The following is a 17,905-nucleotide window of genomic DNA, read 5'->3' as shown; positions in this document are numbered from 1 at the left end:
CGACAAGTCGGTATCCGCAAAGAAAACGTGTGAATTTGTTTAATGGTTGAGCAGGCTACCCGAGGTGAGTGGCCGATACAATGCTCCCAGAGGCCACTATGATCTGTTCAGACCAGATGATTTTACTGAACTTTTGTTTTTTGTATTTTTAATGGAGTTAACTTATTGATAATTAATGGGTATGAGTGTTTTTTTAGTGTTTATACTCTATTTTTTGACTTGGTGAGATCTATGTCAGATTTTTGTAAGTAACATTTAATAGATGCCTGTTCAGTAAGGTGGAGTGTGATCTGTGTTTTAATTTGTTATTATTTTAAAAGTTAGTTTTAAGTCCCTATATGAAGGGTGTTTCCTGCGCAGATTCTCTATGTTTATCTCAAATCATAGGTGACTTAAATTTGTTCGTTTTGGTGTTTTTTTGATAAGTGGTTTGAAGACGTGAGCGTGAGTAAATTGGAAAATCCAATCGTTGATTTGTGGCTATGTTCTTTGAGTGATTTGCGTGATGATGTCGGCAGTAAGTCACACCTCAAACAGACACTCACAGCTGATGAAATAGCGAAAGTCGAGCGGTATCGAATGCCCTCATCTAAAGTTCAAGCCCTGTATGTTCGCAACTACTTAAGAAAGGTGTTGTCTAGCTATTCTGATTTAATGCCCGAAGCGTGGCGCTTTGAATATGGCGAGAAAGGAAAGCCCAGTTTAGTCGCTGAACAGCAACTCATGACGGGGCTAAATTTCAATATTAGTCATAGCAAAGAACATTTGTTAATCGCGGTTTGCCAGAGAGTAGGGAAGCCAGTCCAACTGGGTGTCGATATCGAACATGCAAGAAGCTCGACCAATATCGATTCGATCATGAAGCACTATTTTTCAGATAAAGAATTAGCGGATTTACTTGAACTTAGTAAAGAGCTGCAGAGAGAGCGTTTTTTCGATCTTTGGGCGCTGAAGGAGTCGTATATCAAAGCGACAGGCAAGGGACTAGCCACATCGTTGCGAAGCTTCTCGTTCGATTTCTCTAATTTGACCAAGCGAACATTTTTGACCAAGCAAGCATTGGAACTCAGTTCGTCAGGCTTTCAATCAGGGTTGTATCGCGAAATCAGGCTACATAGCGGGATTGGGTTGAATTTGGATTCTGCTCAACAAGACGATAGTTCTACAGATTGGCAGTGTTGCTTAGGGCGGTTGGATGAACAGTATCGGTTTGCGGTGACGCTTGGCGGAAATTTGCTACCCATGCAGATAGAGATGAGAACCTTTTCGTCGTCTCATCTCTTTACGTCTATGTAGATAAAATAAAGCTAGCTCGACTCTCCAAGCATCGCTTTTAATACTTCAGCGGGTACCGGCTGCAGTTGCTTGTCTTTATCAAGGCAGACCATCTCGATATCACCAATCACGGCGGGTTTGGTCGCATCTTTACGCCATACCTCTTGTCGCCATAAGGTTTTGTATTTGCCATCGATTTCAAAAGAGGTTCGGATGTCGCAGATCTCAGCGAACTCAACCCCATCTTGAAAAGTCATGTTGGCTTTATAGACCGCAAAACCTAGTCCATGCTCATTCCACAATTCCGCCAGTTTATCGCTGCCCAAGACATGTTCGCGTGCCCGCTCGAAGTATTTAAGAAAGTTAGGGTGATAAACCACACCAGAGTGATCGGTATCTTCATAGTAAATTTGTACTGGGTGATGGTAGATCTGACTCATTAGTATCAACTCTTGGTAAGTAGTGGGACAGTAAATCTGGCTAAGTTGTGCAGCACTCTACAGGATAGGTCGAAATTACTTCAAGACATCATCGGTAATGTGGCTTTTGGTCAGACCTCATTCATTACTATTACATTGGTCAGCTTCCACCCATTTACAAATATTCTATGTGTCATTTTCCACCCATTAATTTTTGTAGCGAGTTAGCGACAACTGCAAGCAGATCTGATGAAGCCTTGTGGTTAAAGGCTTGTTAATGAATTGTGTTAATGTGGCGCGCTAATTGCCTTAGTGAAAGCACGCAGTTCCCATTGAAGGGCTGCTTTGTTTACTAAGGAGAATAATAATGTTTAAGCCTCTTACCCTGCTGTCTGTATCTGCTCTGGCGCTCACAAGTTTTAATGCTACTGCAAACTGTGATCCAGGTGAAATCGTGATTAAATTCAGTCATGTAACCAATACGGATAAGCACCCGAAAGGCATTGCCGCTTCTTTACTGGAAGAGCGAGTAAACACGGAAATGAATGGCAAAGCTTGTATGCAAGTTTTCCCTAACTCAACGCTTTACGATGATAATAAGGTACTGGAAGCCCTGTTAAATGGTGATGTTCAAATGGCGGCGCCATCGTTGTCTAAATTTGAGAAGTTCACTAAGAAATACCGCATTTTTGACCTTCCTTTCCTATTTGAAGACGTAGAAGCCGTTGACCGTTTCCAAAACTCAGAATCTGGCGAAAAACTGAAGAATGCGATGAAGCGTCGTGGCCTTCAAGGTCTAGCGTTTTGGCACAATGGCATGAAACAGATGTCGGCGAACAAACCTCTTATCAGCCCTGAAGATGCAAAAGGTTTGAAATTCCGTGTTCAAGCATCGGATGTATTGGTGGCTCAGTTTGAACAACTAGGCGCTAACCCACAGAAGATGTCTTTCAAAGAAGTGTACGGTGGCCTGCAAACTAAGGTTATCGATGGCCAAGAGAACACATGGTCAAACATTTACGGTAAGAAGTTCTTTGAAGTACAAGACGGCGTGACTGAAACCAATCACGGTATCTTGGATTACCTAGTTGTAACGTCAAACGACTTCTGGAAAGACCTACCTGAAGATGTACGCACACAGCTTGGCACTATCGTTCAAGAAGTGTCTGAGACGCGTAATGCAGAATCTTCAAAAGTTAACCTAGCGAACAAAAACAACATCATCGAAGCGGGTGGTGAGGTTCGTACACTTACGCCTGAACAGCGTGAAGCGTGGGTAGCTGCACTTCAACCAGTATGGAAGAAGTTTGAAAAAGACATCGGTTCAGACCTTATCGATGCAGCGTTAGCTTCAAACCAATAACACCGCTAAGGGAGTGGCGAGTATTCGTCACTCCTTATTAAAACAATTATAAGCGGAGTCAATTATGGAAAAGCCTCAAATGGAACAACCAAATTCTAGCGAATCAGCACTGGAAACCTCTCTTTTTTCCAAAGTCGGAAGAGTTACGGATGTGATTGAAGAGTCATTAATCGCATTTTTTCTTGGCGCAATGACGCTACTTACTTTTGCCAACGTGGTATTTCGATACGCATTTAATGACAACATCTTATGGGCACTGGAACTGACCGTGTTCATGTTTGCTTGGATGGTGTTAGTGGGCGCATCTTATGGCGTTAAAAAACATTTCCACATTGGTGTTGATGTGATTATCAACCTTGCCCCAGAAAAGCTACGCAAAGTGTATGCGCTCATCGCCGTGACAAGCTGCCTAGCATTTTCAATCTTACTTCTTATCGGTTCTTGGAATTATTGGTACCCATTCGCGACCGATCGCGCATGGTACGAGACCGACGATATTCCAATGCCAGAGATGCTTCAGTTTCTTGCTGACTGGCTGAATGAAGGCGAGCGATACGAGAAACTGCCACGTTTTATTCCTTATATGGCGCTGCCGATTGGTATGGCAATGCTGACGTTTCGTTTTGCTCAAGTTGCTTACCAAGTCGTCACAGGCAAGCTTGACCGCATGATTGCAGGACACGAAGCCGAAGAAGAGCTGGATGCATTGAAAGCGGACGTGCTAGCGGGCTCTGACGAAGATGCAACAGCGGTATTGAATTCGACTCCGCAGAACAAAGCGAATGAGTCGAGTACAAAATCTAACGGTAAGGAAGACTAATCATGGCAATGTTATTTCTATTTTTAATGGTAATTGCTTTCATGTTGGTCGGTGTACCAATTGCAATTTCCCTCGGTTTATCGAGCGTAATATTCTTATTGATGCATTCAGATGCGTCATTAGCTTCAGTCGCACAAACGCTGTTTAATGCTTTTGCAGGCCACTACACACTCTTAGCGATTCCTTTCTTTATCTTGGCCTCTAGCTTTATGTCTACTGGTGGCGTGGCGAAACGTATTATCCGTTTTGCTATCGCGATGGTGGGTTGGTTCCGCGGCGGCTTGGCGATGGCGTCGGTTGTGGCATGTATGATGTTCGCAGCCCTTTCTGGTTCATCTCCTGCAACGGTAGTGGCGATCGGTAGTATCGTTATCGCAGGTATGATCAAAAACGGCTACTCAAAAGAGTTCGCGGCAGGGGTTATCTGTAACGCGGGTACCTTGGGTATCTTGATTCCACCGTCCATCGTGATGGTGGTATACGCGGCGGCGACCGATGTATCGGTAGGTCGTATGTTCTTAGGTGGCGTGATCCCTGGCCTGTTGGCGGGTGTGATGCTGATGATTGCTATCTACATTGCAGCTCGTATTAAGAAGATTCCGGCGCAGCCATTTGTGGGTTGGGGCGAGATGTTCGCAGCCGCGAAAGATGCGAGCTGGGGTTTGCTGCTGATTGTCATCATTTTAGGTGGTATCTACGGTGGCATCTTTACTCCGACAGAAGCGGCGGCAGTGGCTGCGGTGTATGCCTTCTTTATCGCCAACTTTATCTATAAAGATATGGGGCCGTTTGCGGACAAGAACAATACAAAGCCTGCTTTGGTAAAAGTGTTCCAAACTTTCTTCCATAAAGATACTAAAGACACACTTTACGATGCTGGCAAGCTGACGATCATGCTGCTGTTTATCATTGCCAACGCTCTGATTCTTAAGCATGTACTGACCGAAGAACGCATCCCTCAAATGATCACTGAGTCTATGCTATCTGCGGGCTTAGGTCCGATCACCTTCTTGATTGTGGTAAACGTTTTACTCTTGATTGGTGGTCAGTTCATGGAGCCATCAGGCTTGCTGATCATCGTTGCACCATTGGTATTCCCAATCGCTATTGCGCTCGGTATCGACCCAATTCACCTTGGTATCATGATGGTGGTGAACATGGAGATAGGGATGATAACGCCGCCTGTCGGGCTCAACTTGTTTGTGACCGCAGGGGTCGCGAAGATGTCGATGATGAACGTAGTAAAAGCCGCACTGCCATGGGTTGGCGTGATGTTCTTATTCTTGATTATCGTCACTTACGTGCCTTGGGTATCAACATGGTTGCCGACCACATTGATGGGACCGGAAATCATAACCAAGTAGTTATTTGGTGACATGGAATTTAACCCATAAAAAATGAGGAGGTCACTAGACCTCCTCATCTATATTTCTGCCACGATTTGAATGATGGTCTATCTGCTCATACAGAGCGCGTTTTGCCTCTAATTCTGGCGTGTATAGATCAACATGATTGTCAGTATAAAAAATACCATCTATTTCGAAAGTATCGGTAATCGATGGCACTTTTGTTTTCTCACCCATAACGACTTCCTTATTACATTTATTGCATAACATCCTGTTATTGAAATAAGTATAGGTGATCTTGCTCCCAAATCTAATTTAGTTTGGTTCTACCTTATAAGATTCTTTCGTGAGCTGGTGTTTTTGCATCTTATCGTAGAGGGTTTTCCTCGGTAATTGCAGCCTCTCCATGGTCTCTTTTATACTGCCATTGCATTCAATAAGTGCCTGCTTCAACGTGTTTTTTTCAAAGTCAGATACCAATTCTGCCAAAGACAGCTCTTGAGTAGTTTCAGTGGCGCTGTCTGATAAGTGAGAAAGCTTACCTAAAAGCACAAAACGCTCTGCAGTGTTACGTAATTCTCGAACATTTCCCGGCCAATCATGAGCTAAAAGGGTATGCAGCTCCTTTTGTGGAAGGGCTGGGGCTGTCTTGCCATAACGTGCTGCAGCGACCAGTAAGAAGTGGTGGAAGAGTGCTGGGATATCTTCTTGTCGGCTTCTTAACGGTGGCAAATCTAGGGTCACAACATTGAGTCGATAATAGAGATCTTGGCGGAAAGAGCCTTCTTCAGCGGCTTTCTTTAGGTCGACTTTAGTTGCCGCAATCACTCGAATGTCTAGAGGAACTAAACCATTAGACCCAACCCTTTCGATGACACGTTCTTGCAAGACGCGCAACAGGCGAATTTGTGCTTGCATCGGCATGGACTCAATTTCATCTAAGAATAGAGTTCCGCCCTGAGCAAATTCAAATTTACCCACTCGCTTACTTTCAGCGCCAGTGAATGCCCCTTTCTCATGGCCATACAGTTCACTCTCAATTAGGTTTTCAGGGACCGCGCCGCAATTGACCGCAACGAAGTTTTGTTCTCGCCTGCTGCTTTGTTCATGTAGAGAACGTGCAACTAATTCTTTGCCGGTGCCTGTTTCGCCAAATAGCAATATGTCGGCATTGGTATCGGCAACGTGAGTGATGATAGACCGCAGCTCCGTCATTGATTGCGTGTCACCAATGATCCTTGGGCCAAGCGCTTGGCTGGCCTTGAGTGAACGTTTTAACTCAAGGTTCTCAAGGGTGAGCTGACGTTTTTCTATCGCTCGCTTGGTGGTTTCGATTAGGCGTTCATTAGCGAAAGGTTTTTCAATGAAGTCATAGGCGCCGTATTGGATTGCTTGAACGGCCATCGAAATATCGCCGTGACCAGTAATCATGATCACGGGGATCTCTTTGTCTTTGTGCATCACGGTGTTGAGCAGGTCATGCCCGGATAGGCCCGGTAAACAGATATCAGTGATGATCACGTGAGGTAAGCCGTTTTCTTGAATCGCGAGCAGAGCAGACTCCGCATCGGGAAAGAATTCGGCATCAATGTCGGCGAGCTCGAAGCTCTGTTCAATCGCCATTCTTAGATCGGATTCATCATCAATGAAATAGACGTGACACATAGTGATTCCTTTACTTCTTTGTATTCTGGTTATTGCTGAGTTTTGCTTGCTGTTCTTGTTCAACAAGGGGCAGCTCTATGCTGAATCGAGCACCACCGTGAGGGCTGCTACCGGTAACGAGTTTGCCATTTATTCCGCTGATTATTTGTTGAGAAATCGATAGCCCAAGTCCAAGTCCGTTTTTCTTGGTGGTATGGAAGGGTTCAAAAAAGTTTCCGTTAGAGGGGGAGGTGAAGCCGGGGCCGTTATCATCGACATGAATCAGCAAGGTATTGGCTTGTTGATGGTCGGACTCTCTAATCTCTAACAGAATAGCTAATTGTTTGTCGTCTTGTTGTTCCATCGCCTGAATCGCGTTGGTTAGCAGGTTAATGATCACCTGTTCCAGTTGAATGGCGTTGGCGAGTACGCAAGCATCAAAGGTTTCAGGGAGTTCGTTGACCTTAACTCGTTCACTCTTAAGTTGTGGCTTCATCAGCTCTTTCGATGAATGTAAAACTGGGAGTATTTGTAAGGTGTGTAGCTCTTCTGCGGTCGATTTCTTGGCGAAGGAGCGAAGCTGGTGGCTGATTTTGGCCATACGATCAGTGAGTGCCGAGATTCGCGATAGATTGTCATCGACACGATCGGTTTTTTCTTTGGCAAGAAACAGTCGGCCGTTGTCGGCATAACTGCGAATTGCGGCAAGCGGGTTATTCAGTTCGTGACTGATGCTCGCTGACATCTGCCCTAGCACTGCCAGTTTGGCAGCTTGGATGAGCTCGTCTTGGGTTTGCCTCAGCACATGCTCGGTTTCGATACGGTGTTTGATCTCTACATGCAACTCCGATGTACGCTCAAGCACTTGAAATTCGAGTTTTTGCTTGGCTTCGGATTGCAGCCTGTCTATCTGTGCTCGTCTCTGTTGTCTATGGTGGTTGAGCTGCATCGTTAGATAAATAATCGCAAAAATAAGGCTCAAAACCACAAGGTAAGCAACCAAGTCCCACCACACTAAGTGGGTCGGAGAAAATACCCGTATGGTGAGTTTTGGTTCGGCTAGGAAACGCGAAGAGCTAAAGAACTGCTCTTGGACGAGCTTGTGTGGCGATTCAATACGACTGGTGGCACTGTCTAAATCGCCGGAGAAGTGCAGGCTTTCTATTTTTGTATCGAGATACTGCCTGCTTTCTTGAATTCGAGTGTGTTGTGCTTCGCTTAGCGGCTGAAGGCTTTTGAACAGCCACTCAGGGTTACTCGACATAAATACAATTTGATCTTTATCGTCAGCAACAAAAAAACTCTGTTTGCCTTTCCAACTTGCTTCAATCAGCGATAAATCCATCTTTACGACAATGACGCCAATAATCTCGGCGGCATAGGAGACGGGGTAAGAATAATAATACCCTCGCTTTCCAGAGGTTGAACCTAGCGCAAAATATTGATTTTCATTGCCAATAATCGCTTCTTGAAAGTAGGGGCGGAAAGCAAAGTTACGACGAATAAAAGAACGCGGTTGATTCCAGTTACTGGCTGCAATGGTGGTGCCGATACTGTCTAGTAGGTAGGTGTCGGATGCTTGAATCACCGAGTTTACGTGCTCTAGATAACGATTAGTGAGTTCGATTTGCGCAGAGTTACTTGGAGAGTGCAAGGCATCGACCAGCTCTTTGTCTTTTGAAAGCAGCTCGGGAATGTGCGCGAACTTATCCAATTGGCTTGAAATATGAACAGAAAAACGGTCCAGCTTAGATTGATGATCATTTAACAAACTTTCATGGCTTGTGCTCCACACCCAATGACCGCCAAACACCATCAGTAAACTGTATGTGGCCATTAATAGTATTGGGATTCTAAAAGCTTGAAACATGAAGGCTCTCCGCTAATTTCTTTGGTAAACAATCAAGCCTGTCTTCTCTCGTTTATGGTAGCAAATAGCGGTAGTTTTTGCTGAAAGCAGAGAGTGAACAGATGGGTGTAGGTTAAGGGTTTGTAACGGGGATTGTTGAAAAAGTTATCGACTCTGAGGGGTAAAACAAGAGCAAGATCTCTTTTTAAGGTTTTTAGCAAAAAAAGCCCTCGATTCCCTTGAAAAAGTCGCTATTGTCCCCATTTCTGTTGTGCTAAGTGATGATTTGATCGTTTTTATATCACTTAGTTGGACGAATTTAGAGCATTCATCATCATGCAGAGGTGAACGGCTCGACAGAGATTAAACAGATCGCTAGAATGTCGCGTCTAAAATTTCTGTCCTGAGGCTAATCGGAGATACCTTTCTTGTTTCTGAAAACAAGCTTTATTGCGTTTTAATCGACGTGTGAAGAACGAAGATATCGCTGATTAGTCTGGTGTTTGGTTGAATAATCAATTCAGACATCAATGCTCGATTTTAAATTAGGTGTTCGGATAGAGCACTACACAAGGATGCAGCCAACAACGTCTGCTTTTGAATTAAAGCTAAGTTACGGCTCATATGCTCAGATTACTGAGCCAGTTTTGAGGTTTATATAATGCAAGTTACTGTTGAAACGCTAGAAGGCCTAGAGCGCCGTCTTAATATTACTGTTCCTGCTGCTAACATCGAAGATGCAGTTACAGCTGAACTACGCAACATCGCGAAAAACCGTCGTTTCGATGGTTTCCGTAAAGGCAAAGTGCCAATGAAGATGGTTGCTAAAATGTACGGCAAAGCAGTACGTCAAGACGTGATGGGCGAAGTAATGCAACGTCACTTCATCGAAGCGATCGTTAAAGAGAAAATCAACCCAGCTGGCGCACCTACTTTCGCACCAGTTGAAAACAACGAAGGCGCTGACCTAGTATTCAACGCAACTTTTGAAGTTTACCCAGAAGTTGAGCTGAAAGGTCTAGAAAACATCACTGTTGAGAAACCAGCAGTAGAAGTTAAAGAAGCTGACGTTGAAGAGATGATCGAAACTCTACGTAAGCAACAAGCAACTTGGACTGAAGTTGAAGCTGCTGCTGACGCTGGTTCTCGTGCAACTATCGACTTCGTTGGTTCTATCGACGGTGAAGAGTTTGAAGGCGGCAAAGCTGAGAACTTCCCACTAGAGATGGGCGCTGGTCGCATGATCCCTGGCTTCGAAGACGGTATCGTTGGTAAAACAGCAGGTATGGAATTCGAAATCGACGTAAACTTCCCAGAAGATTACCACGCTGAAAACCTAAAAGGTAAAGCAGCTAAGTTCTCTATCAAGCTGAACAAAGTTGAAGCTCGTGAACTTCCAGAACTAAACGAAGAATTCGTTTCTAAGTTCGGCGCTGCTGACGGCGTTGAAGGTCTTAAAGCTGAAGTTCGTAAGAACATGGAGCGTGAGCTTAAGCAAGCTGTTAAGAACCGCATCAAAGAGCAAGCTATCGACGGTCTAGTTAACGAAAACAACATCGACGTACCTTCTGCTCTTATCGATCAAGAAATCGGTGTTCTACGTCAACAAGCTGCTCAACGTTTCGGTGGCAACACTGAAGCTGCTGACCAACTTCCACGTGAGCTGTTCGAAGAGCAAGCTAAACGTCGCGTAGTTGTAGGTCTTCTTCTTGGTGAAGTAATCAAGACTGAAGAGCTAAAAGCTGATGACGAGAAAGTTAAAGCTATCATCGAAGAGATGGCTACAGCATACGAAGATCCAACAGAAGTTATTGCTTACTACGAGCAAAACGAGCAAATGATGAACAACATGCGCAATGTTGCTCTAGAAGAGCAAGCTATTGATGCAATCATCGCTAAAGCTCAAGTTTCTGATAAAGAAGTTAGCTTCAACGAGCTAATGAATCAGCAACCTGCTTAATATAGTAATATCTGACGTAGAAGGTTGACGTACGGTCAACAATTCTGCTAACAATGGTCCGTATGATTTAATCATTCGGGCCATTTATTTTAGGGACATAAGAATATGAGCTACCAAGAAAAAAATACAATGCCATCGATTATGGACGCACTAGTTCCTATGGTGGTTGAACAGACTTCCCGTGGTGAACGTTCTTACGATATTTATTCTCGTCTATTAAAAGAACGTATCATTTTCTTAACAGGTCAAGTGGAAGACCACATGGCAAATCTTGTCGTGGCTCAACTGCTTTTCTTGGAATCAGAAAACCCAGACAAAGATATCTATCTTTACATCAACTCACCTGGCGGTAGCGTAACAGCAGGCATGTCTATCTACGACACAATGCAGTTCATCAAGCCAAACGTGAGTACAGTATGTATGGGTCAAGCTTGCTCTATGGGTGCATTCTTACTAGCGGGTGGTACTCCTGGTAAGCGTCACGTGCTTCCAAACTCACGTGTAATGATTCACCAGCCACTTGGCGGCTTCCAAGGCCAAGCGTCTGATATTCAAATTCACGCGCAAGAGATCCTAACGATCAAACAAAAGCTAAACAAACTATTGGCAGAGCACACAGGTCAGCCTTTAGAAGTTGTTGAGCGCGATACAGATCGTGATAACTTCATGTCTGCTGATCAAGCAGTAGAATACGGCTTAGTGGATTCAGTTCTTAATCACCGCGGTCAATAATTGCAGGGCAATTGTTTAACGCAAAGTGATTCAAATTGATATACACTCAAGCATAGAGAGTTAAGGCTAAGAGGTTAGCGAATGACAGATAAAAGCAAAGAGGGTGGTAGCGGTAAACTGCTTTACTGCTCTTTCTGTGGCAAAAGCCAACACGAAGTTCGCAAGTTAATCGCAGGTCCTTCTGTTTACATTTGTGATGAATGTGTCGATCTTTGTAACGACATTATTCGTGAAGAAATTAAAGATGTTCTTCCTAAGAAAGAATCGGAATCGCTGCCAACGCCGCGTGAGATTCGTGAGCATCTTGACGACTATGTAATCGGTCAAGAATACGCGAAGAAAGTGCTAGCAGTTGCAGTTTATAACCACTACAAGCGTTTACGTAATGGTGATACGACAGCTGAAGGCGTAGAGCTAGGTAAGAGTAACATTCTTCTTATCGGTCCTACTGGTAGTGGTAAAACACTACTGGCTGAAACATTGGCTCGTTTCCTAGACGTTCCTTTCACAATGGCAGACGCAACAACACTAACCGAAGCAGGTTACGTGGGCGAAGATGTTGAAAACATCATCCAGAAGTTGCTTCAGAAGTGTGATTACGACGTAGCGAAAGCGGAACGCGGCATTGTTTACATCGATGAAATCGACAAGATTTCTCGTAAAGCTGAAAACCCATCAATCACGCGTGACGTGTCTGGTGAAGGTGTACAGCAAGCTCTACTAAAACTTGTTGAAGGTACAGTTGCTTCAGTTCCACCTCAAGGTGGTCGTAAGCATCCACAGCAAGAGTTCTTGCAAGTGGACACGTCTAAGATCCTATTTATCTGTGGTGGTGCGTTTGCAGGCCTAGATAAAGTGATTGAACAGCGTGTAGAAACAGGTTCAGGTATCGGCTTTGGCGCAGAAGTGCGTTCAAAAGACGAAACCAAAACTATCGGTGAATTGTTCACTCAAGTAGAACCTGAAGATCTAGTGAAATATGGTCTTATTCCAGAATTCATTGGTCGTCTACCTGTGACAACAACACTGACAGAGCTTGATGAAGAAGCGCTAATCCAAATCCTATGTGAGCCAAAGAATGCACTGACAAAACAGTACGCAGCATTATTTGAGCTTGAGGATACAGAGTTAGAATTCCGTGAAGATGCCCTACGCGCAATTGCTAAGAAAGCAATGAACCGTAAAACAGGTGCTCGTGGTCTACGCTCTATCTTGGAGGGTGTTCTACTAGAAACTATGTACGAACTGCCATCTTCAACTGATGTAAGCAAGGTTGTGATTGATGAGTCGGTAATTAATGGTGAGTCAGAACCACTGTTGATTTACAGCAACTCAGATAATCAAGCAGCTGTTGCAGAGTAGGTCTTTTTTAGACAAGTCACTCAAATTGAAAAAGGAGGTAAGCAATTACCTCCTTTTTTTTATTCTTCCATTGAATCCAGTCGTTTAAGCCCCATATACTGCTTTATAAGTTAAAGCGGAAGAGAGAAATATATGAACTTGGAACGTTCCGAGCGTATCGAAATCCCCGTGCTACCTCTACGTGATGTAGTGGTTTACCCACACATGGTTATTCCATTGTTTGTCGGTCGTGAAAAATCGATTACATGCCTTGAATCGGCAATGGAAGCTAACAAACAAGTACTACTTGTAGCGCAGAAAGAAGCGGACACTGATGAGCCTTCAATCGACGACCTATTTAACGTAGGTACAGTCGCTACTATTCTTCAGTTACTAAAGCTCCCTGATGGTACGGTTAAAGTACTTGTTGAAGGTCAGCAGCGTGCAAAAATTCACCAATTCAAAGAAAGTGAATTCTTCTTAGCGGATGCCGAATACGTTGTTACCTCAGAACTTGACGAAAAAGAACAAGAAGTGGTTGTTCGTAGTGCGATCAATCAATTCGAAGGCTTTATTAAGCTGAACAAAAAGATTCCACCAGAGGTTCTAACGTCTCTGAACGGTATTGATGAGGCGGCTCGCCTTGCTGATACGATTGCTGCGCACATGCCACTTAAACTGGTAGACAAGCAGCACGTTCTAGAAATCTTAGATGTAACTGAACGTCTGGAATTCTTGATGGGCCAAATGGAGTCAGAAATTGACATCCTGCAAGTTGAAAAACGCATCCGTGGCCGCGTTAAGAAGCAGATGGAAAAATCTCAGCGTGAGTACTACCTGAATGAGCAAATGAAAGCGATTCAGAAAGAACTTGGCGAGATGGACGACGCACCTGATGAATTCGAGACTCTGAAGAAAAAGATCGAAGATTCTAAGATGCCTCAAGAAGCTCGTGAGAAAACTGAGCAAGAACTGCAAAAACTGAAAATGATGTCGCCAATGTCTGCTGAAGCAACAGTAGTACGTAGCTACATTGATTGGATGGTTGGCGTTCCTTGGGCTAAGCGTTCAAAAGTTAAAAAGAATTTAGCGAAAGCGGAAGAGATCTTAAACGAAGATCACTACGGCTTAGAGCGTGTTAAAGAACGTATTCTTGAGTACTTGGCAGTACAAAACCGTATCAACAAGCTAAAAGGCCCAATCCTTTGTCTTGTAGGTCCTCCTGGTGTAGGTAAAACCTCGCTAGGTCGTTCGATTGCTGCGGCAACGGGTCGTAAGTACACACGTATGGCACTAGGTGGCGTTCGTGATGAAGCTGAGATTCGTGGTCACCGTCGTACGTACATCGGTTCACTTCCGGGTAAATTAATCCAGAAGATGTCTAAAGTTGGCGTTAAGAACCCACTGTTCCTATTAGATGAAATCGATAAGATGTCTTCTGATATGCGTGGCGACCCATCTTCAGCGCTTCTAGAAGTTCTAGACCCTGAGCAAAACAATGCATTCAACGATCACTATCTAGAAGTCGATTACGATCTGTCTGATGTGATGTTCGTGGCAACGTCTAACTCAATGGACATTCCTGGCCCACTGCTGGACCGTATGGAAGTCATTCGCCTGTCTGGTTACACAGAAGATGAAAAGCTGAACATTGCTAAGAGCCACCTATTGGACAAGCAAGTTCAACGCAACGGTCTTAAGCCTCATGAGATTGAGATTGAAGACTCTGCAATCATCGGCATCATTCGTTACTACACGCGTGAAGCGGGTGTGCGTAGCCTAGAGCGTGAAATCTCTAAGATCTGTCGCAAAGCAGTGAAGAACATCTTGCTAGACAGCGACCTTAAGTCTGTAACGGTTAACATTGATAACCTGAAAGAGTACTTAGGCGTTCAACGTCATGACTTCGGTAAAGCGGATGAAAGCAACCGTATTGGTCAAGTGACTGGATTAGCTTGGACTCAAGTTGGTGGTGATCTACTGACTATCGAAACTGAAGCAATGCCGGGTAAAGGTAAGTTAACGCAAACCGGTTCACTTGGCGATGTGATGAAAGAATCGATCCAAGCGGCAATGACCGTGGTTCGTTCTCGTGCAGAAAAACTGGGTATTAACTCGGATTTCTACGAAAAGCGCGATATTCACGTTCACGTACCAGAAGGTGCTACACCGAAAGATGGCCCGAGTGCGGGTATCGCAATGTGTACTGCACTTGTCTCTAGCTTGACGGGTAATCCGGTTAAAGCTGAGGTCGGTATGACAGGTGAAATTACCCTTCGTGGTGAAGTTTTACCTATCGGTGGCTTGAAAGAAAAACTGCTTGCAGCACACCGTGGCGGCATCAAAACTGTACTGATTCCTAAAGACAATGAGCGTGATTTGGAAGAGATTCCAGACAACGTAATCGCTGACTTGAAGGTGATCCCGGTTCAGTGGATTGATGAAGTACTCAAAGTAGCGCTAGAACGAGATCCGTCAGGGGTCGAGTTTGACGTGAAAAAATAGTGATGCATAGCAAAAATAAGTAAAGAATTACGCTGATAGGCCCGAAAAGGCTTGTCAGCGTTTTTTTTGGACGCTAAGTTATTGATCAAAGCGGCAGCCCTTTTGCAATAAGGCTTGCGGCTAAATTAAAACCAAAATGGAACGTACAGTCATCAGAAGTAGTCACAGATGACACATAGGGGAAAAACAGTGAATAAAACACAACTAGTAGAATCAATCGCAGAAAACGCAGACATCTCTAAAGCTTCAGCTGGCCGCGCTCTAGACGCATTCATCGAAGCAGTTGGCACAACGCTACAATCAGGCGACCAAGTTGCACTTGTTGGCTTTGGTACTTTCAGTGTTCGTACTCGTGCTGCTCGTACAGGTCGTAACCCAAAGACTGGTGAAGAGATCCAAATCGCAGAAGCTAAAGTACCTGGCTTCAAAGCGGGTAAAGCACTTAAAGACGCATGTAACTAATTTTCACTGCTGAAACCTCCATTTAAGAGGGGAAGGCAGTAAAATGCGTTTACTGTTTGAAAAATGATGTTTCATTCTTAAACAGTATGTGTACAAAGCACATTGAACTTATTTAAATTATGCGCATCCTACTGATGCGCATTTCTTTTTCTGATAATATCGCGTGAATAGATTTTTATTTTGAAGCCAATGCTTCATATCCGGAGAGCACTTAAATTATGATGGATCGATTACGCGAAGGCGTGAATAGCATCGCGGTAAAAATTATCCTTGGGTTGATTATCCTGTCATTCGTATTCGCAGGTGTAGGCAGCTACATCACCGGTGGCGGTAACAACGCAGCAGCTAAAGTTGGCAACACAGAAATTGCTCGTGGTGAGTTCGAACAGGCTTACCAAAACGAACGTAACCGTATGCAGTCTCAACTTGGCGATTACTTCGCGCAAATGCTTGCAGACCCTGCTTACGTAGAGTCTTTCCGTAAATCAGTACTTGATCGCATGATCAACGACGTACTGCTTGAGCAGCAAGCTGAGTCTCTAGGCCTACGAATCAGTGATTCTCAAATCCGTACCATGATTCTAGAAATGCCTCAGTTCCAAACGGCTGGTCAATTCGACCAAGAAGTTTACCAAGCAGCACTACGTCGTGCAGGTTTCAGCGCAGAGAGCTTCGCTGAATACATGCGTCGTGACCTAATGCGCAACCAGCTTGTGACTGCACTTCAAGGCAGTGAATTCGTTCTTCAGGGCGAAATCGATACTCAGAGCAAGCTTATCGCTCAAACTCGTGATATTCGCACAGTGACACTGTCTGTTGCTGACCTTGCAAAAGGCATCGAGTTAACTGACGAGCAAATCGAACAGTACTACCAAGAGAACCCAGCAGCTTACACTCGTCCAGAGCAAGCTAAGGTATCTTACATTGAGCTTTCTGCTGAAGCGCTTAAGTCTCAGCTTGAAGTAAGCGATGAAGAAGCACAGAAATACTACCAAGAGCACCTAGACAAGTACTCAACTGAAGAGCAACGTAAAGTTAGCCACATCCTAGTTCAAGGCGACGACGAAGCGAAAGCTCAGTCAATCCTAGACGAGCTAAATGCAGGCGCTGATTTTGCTACGCTAGCAGAAGAGAAATCTGACGACTTCGGTAGTGCAGACGTTGGCGGTGACCTAGGTTGGATTGAACGCGATGTTATGGACCCAGCATTCGAAGACGCGGCTTTCGCTCTTGAGAATATTGGTGATACGACTGGCCTAGTTAAATCTGATTTCGGCTACCACATCATCAAGCTAGACGAACTAAAAGCGTCTCAAGCTCAGCCTTACACTGAAGTAGCGGCAGAGATTAAGACAGAGCTTCTAGACCAACACGCAGTTGATCAATTCTACGAGCAACAAACTGAGCTAGAAAAAGTAGCGTTTGAATTCCCAGATTCTCTAGATGACTCTGCAGAAGCAATCAACGCTAAGATCACAACGACAGATTTCATCTCTCAAGTTGACGCTCCAGAAGTTCTGATGACGCCTGCAGTTATGCAAGCTATCTTGAGCCCTGAAGTGAAAGAAGACGGTCTAAACTCTGAAGTTATCGAAGTTGCACCTGAGCACGTAATTGTTGTTCGTGTAGAAGAGACTCGTGACGAGACAGTTCTTCCTCTAGCTGAAGTGAAAGATCAAGTTGTTGCTGCATTGTCTGCTGTACAAGCAGAGCAACAAGCGGTTGAGCTAGGTGTTTCTCTAGTGAACGAACTTGAGCAAGGCAATGAAGCAGTACTAGCGGACAACAACCTTGAGTTCACTGAACTTGAAACGATTGACCGTAACTCGCCATTAGCGGCATCTGTATTCGCTCTAGCGAAACCAGAAGCAGGCCAAGCTGTGTTCGGTCAATCTAAAGACCAAGACGGTAACATCGTTGTTGTTGAGCTTTCTAAAGTGACTGCTGAAATCAACCCAGCTTACAGCACTCAAATTGGTGCACAGTTGGAGCGAGTTGGTAACCAACAAGATCTGACTAACGTACTAAACGTACTTCGTAAAAACGCAGACGTTGAATACTACGTAGTGGGTCAAGGTCAGTAAGCGTGTGATTACCTCAGTAGCAAGCTCAAGTTAGAGTTTACTACTGAGAATCAACACATGATTGTTAGGCTCTAATTCAGATTTGTGAGCCAACAAACAAGCTGA

Annotated in this window: 14 protein-coding genes and 1 pseudogene; 11 read left to right on the top strand and 4 right to left on the bottom strand. The window is 44.4% G+C overall.

The features are described from left to right. Nucleotides 1-453: 453 nt before the first annotated feature. Nucleotides 454-1,296, top strand: a complete 843-nt coding sequence (locus tag MSG35_RS10310; protein WP_248383915.1) for a 4'-phosphopantetheinyl transferase superfamily protein — start codon at nt 454-456, stop codon at nt 1,294-1,296. Between the two features lie 11 nt (nt 1,297-1,307). On the opposite strand, the gene MSG35_RS10305 is transcribed toward MSG35_RS10310, so the two are convergent. Continuing rightward, nucleotides 1,308-1,715: a thioesterase family protein gene (locus tag MSG35_RS10305; protein WP_248383842.1), complete on the bottom strand. Its 408-nt coding sequence runs from the start codon at nt 1,713-1,715 to the stop codon at nt 1,308-1,310. A 346-nt stretch (nt 1,716-2,061) separates the two neighbouring features. Here MSG35_RS10305 and MSG35_RS10300 point away from each other — a divergent pair, with 346 nt between their 5' ends. The 3 genes from MSG35_RS10300 (at nt 2,062) to MSG35_RS10290 (ending at nt 5,241) form a co-directional block, all read left to right on the top strand. Beyond that, nucleotides 2,062-3,057, top strand: coding sequence for a TRAP transporter substrate-binding protein (locus tag MSG35_RS10300; RefSeq protein WP_248383841.1), 996 nt, complete (start codon nt 2,062-2,064; stop codon nt 3,055-3,057). A gap of 64 nt (nt 3,058-3,121) precedes the next feature. After that, entirely contained in the window at nt 3,122-3,877 is a 756-nt protein-coding gene (locus tag MSG35_RS10295) for a TRAP transporter small permease (protein WP_048607896.1), read from the top strand. 2 nt (nt 3,878-3,879) lie between these two features. Next, nucleotides 3,880-5,241, top strand: a complete 1,362-nt coding sequence (locus MSG35_RS10290; RefSeq protein ID WP_017060625.1) for a TRAP transporter large permease — start codon at nt 3,880-3,882, stop codon at nt 5,239-5,241. 45 nt (nt 5,242-5,286) lie between these two features. Here MSG35_RS10290 and MSG35_RS10285 read toward each other — a convergent pair whose 3' ends face one another. The 3 genes from MSG35_RS10285 to MSG35_RS10275 form a co-directional block, all read right to left on the bottom strand. Continuing rightward, nucleotides 5,287-5,460, bottom strand: coding sequence for a hypothetical protein (locus MSG35_RS10285; RefSeq protein WP_167542298.1), 174 nt, complete (start codon nt 5,458-5,460; stop codon nt 5,287-5,289). Nucleotides 5,461-5,538: 78 nt separating this feature from the next. After that, nucleotides 5,539-6,888, bottom strand: a complete 1,350-nt coding sequence (locus MSG35_RS10280; protein ID WP_248383840.1) for a sigma-54 dependent transcriptional regulator — start codon at nt 6,886-6,888, stop codon at nt 5,539-5,541. A gap of 10 nt (nt 6,889-6,898) precedes the next feature. After that, complete coding sequence (locus MSG35_RS10275) at nt 6,899-8,737, bottom strand: ATP-binding protein (RefSeq protein ID WP_248383839.1); 1,839 nt, start codon at nt 8,735-8,737, stop codon at nt 6,899-6,901. A gap of 163 nt (nt 8,738-8,900) precedes the next feature. Here MSG35_RS10275 and MSG35_RS24095 point away from each other — a divergent pair. The 7 genes and pseudogenes from MSG35_RS24095 to ppiD all read left to right on the top strand — a co-directional run. Then, nucleotides 8,901-9,083, top strand: a pseudogene (locus tag MSG35_RS24095) (hypothetical protein); the annotation flags it as partial. Nucleotides 9,084-9,377: 294 nt separating this feature from the next. Further along, complete coding sequence (tig, locus tag MSG35_RS10270; protein WP_017106221.1) at nt 9,378-10,676, top strand: trigger factor; 1,299 nt, start codon at nt 9,378-9,380, stop codon at nt 10,674-10,676. Between the two features lie 105 nt (nt 10,677-10,781). Continuing rightward, a complete protein-coding gene (clpP, locus tag MSG35_RS10265; protein WP_004736080.1) occupies nt 10,782-11,408 on the top strand; it encodes an ATP-dependent Clp endopeptidase proteolytic subunit ClpP in 627 nt (208 codons plus the stop codon). Between the two features lie 81 nt (nt 11,409-11,489). Beyond that, on the top strand, nt 11,490-12,770 hold the full coding sequence (clpX, locus tag MSG35_RS10260) for an ATP-dependent protease ATP-binding subunit ClpX (RefSeq protein ID WP_009847283.1): 1,281 nt from the start codon (nt 11,490-11,492) through the stop codon (nt 12,768-12,770). Between the two features lie 132 nt (nt 12,771-12,902). After that, nucleotides 12,903-15,254: an endopeptidase La gene (gene lon / locus MSG35_RS10255; protein ID WP_019824784.1), complete on the top strand. Its 2,352-nt coding sequence runs from the start codon at nt 12,903-12,905 to the stop codon at nt 15,252-15,254. A gap of 168 nt (nt 15,255-15,422) precedes the next feature. Then, nucleotides 15,423-15,716 (top strand): HU family DNA-binding protein, encoded by a 294-nt coding sequence (locus MSG35_RS10250; RefSeq protein ID WP_012604504.1) that lies wholly within the window; start codon nt 15,423-15,425, stop codon nt 15,714-15,716. Between the two features lie 218 nt (nt 15,717-15,934). After that, the gene (gene ppiD / locus MSG35_RS10245; protein ID WP_048607903.1) at nt 15,935-17,800 is read left to right on the top strand and encodes a peptidylprolyl isomerase; all 1,866 of its coding nucleotides are present in this window, start codon (nt 15,935-15,937) and stop codon (nt 17,798-17,800) included. The last annotated feature ends 105 nt before the right edge of the window (nt 17,801-17,905 follow it).

This window comes from Vibrio sp. 1CM23M, from assembly GCF_023161755.1.
GTDB classification, from domain to species: domain Bacteria; phylum Pseudomonadota; class Gammaproteobacteria; order Enterobacterales; family Vibrionaceae; genus Vibrio; species Vibrio coralliirubri.
The sequence above is the reverse complement of the archived record's forward strand: the minus strand, read 5'-3'. Positions and strand labels throughout refer to the sequence as shown.

Coding starts and splice junctions, on each gene's coding strand:
- MSG35_RS10305 (WP_248383842.1), bottom strand. CDS start 1,715: ATGAGTCAGATCTACCATCACCCAGTACAAATTTACTATGAAGATACC.
- MSG35_RS10300 (WP_248383841.1), top strand. CDS start 2,062: ATGTTTAAGCCTCTTACCCTGCTGTCTGTATCTGCTCTGGCGCTCACA.
- MSG35_RS10295 (WP_048607896.1), top strand. CDS start 3,122: ATGGAAAAGCCTCAAATGGAACAACCAAATTCTAGCGAATCAGCACTG.
- MSG35_RS10290 (WP_017060625.1), top strand. CDS start 3,880: ATGGCAATGTTATTTCTATTTTTAATGGTAATTGCTTTCATGTTGGTC.
- MSG35_RS10285 (WP_167542298.1), bottom strand. CDS start 5,460: ATGGGTGAGAAAACAAAAGTGCCATCGATTACCGATACTTTCGAAATA.
- MSG35_RS10280 (WP_248383840.1), bottom strand. CDS start 6,888: ATGTGTCACGTCTATTTCATTGATGATGAATCCGATCTAAGAATGGCG.
- MSG35_RS10275 (WP_248383839.1), bottom strand. CDS start 8,737: ATGTTTCAAGCTTTTAGAATCCCAATACTATTAATGGCCACATACAGT.
- tig (WP_017106221.1), top strand. CDS start 9,378: ATGCAAGTTACTGTTGAAACGCTAGAAGGCCTAGAGCGCCGTCTTAAT.
- clpP (WP_004736080.1), top strand. CDS start 10,782: ATGAGCTACCAAGAAAAAAATACAATGCCATCGATTATGGACGCACTA.
- clpX (WP_009847283.1), top strand. CDS start 11,490: ATGACAGATAAAAGCAAAGAGGGTGGTAGCGGTAAACTGCTTTACTGC.
- lon (WP_019824784.1), top strand. CDS start 12,903: ATGAACTTGGAACGTTCCGAGCGTATCGAAATCCCCGTGCTACCTCTA.
- MSG35_RS10250 (WP_012604504.1), top strand. CDS start 15,423: ATGACACATAGGGGAAAAACAGTGAATAAAACACAACTAGTAGAATCA.
- ppiD (WP_048607903.1), top strand. CDS start 15,935: ATGATGGATCGATTACGCGAAGGCGTGAATAGCATCGCGGTAAAAATT.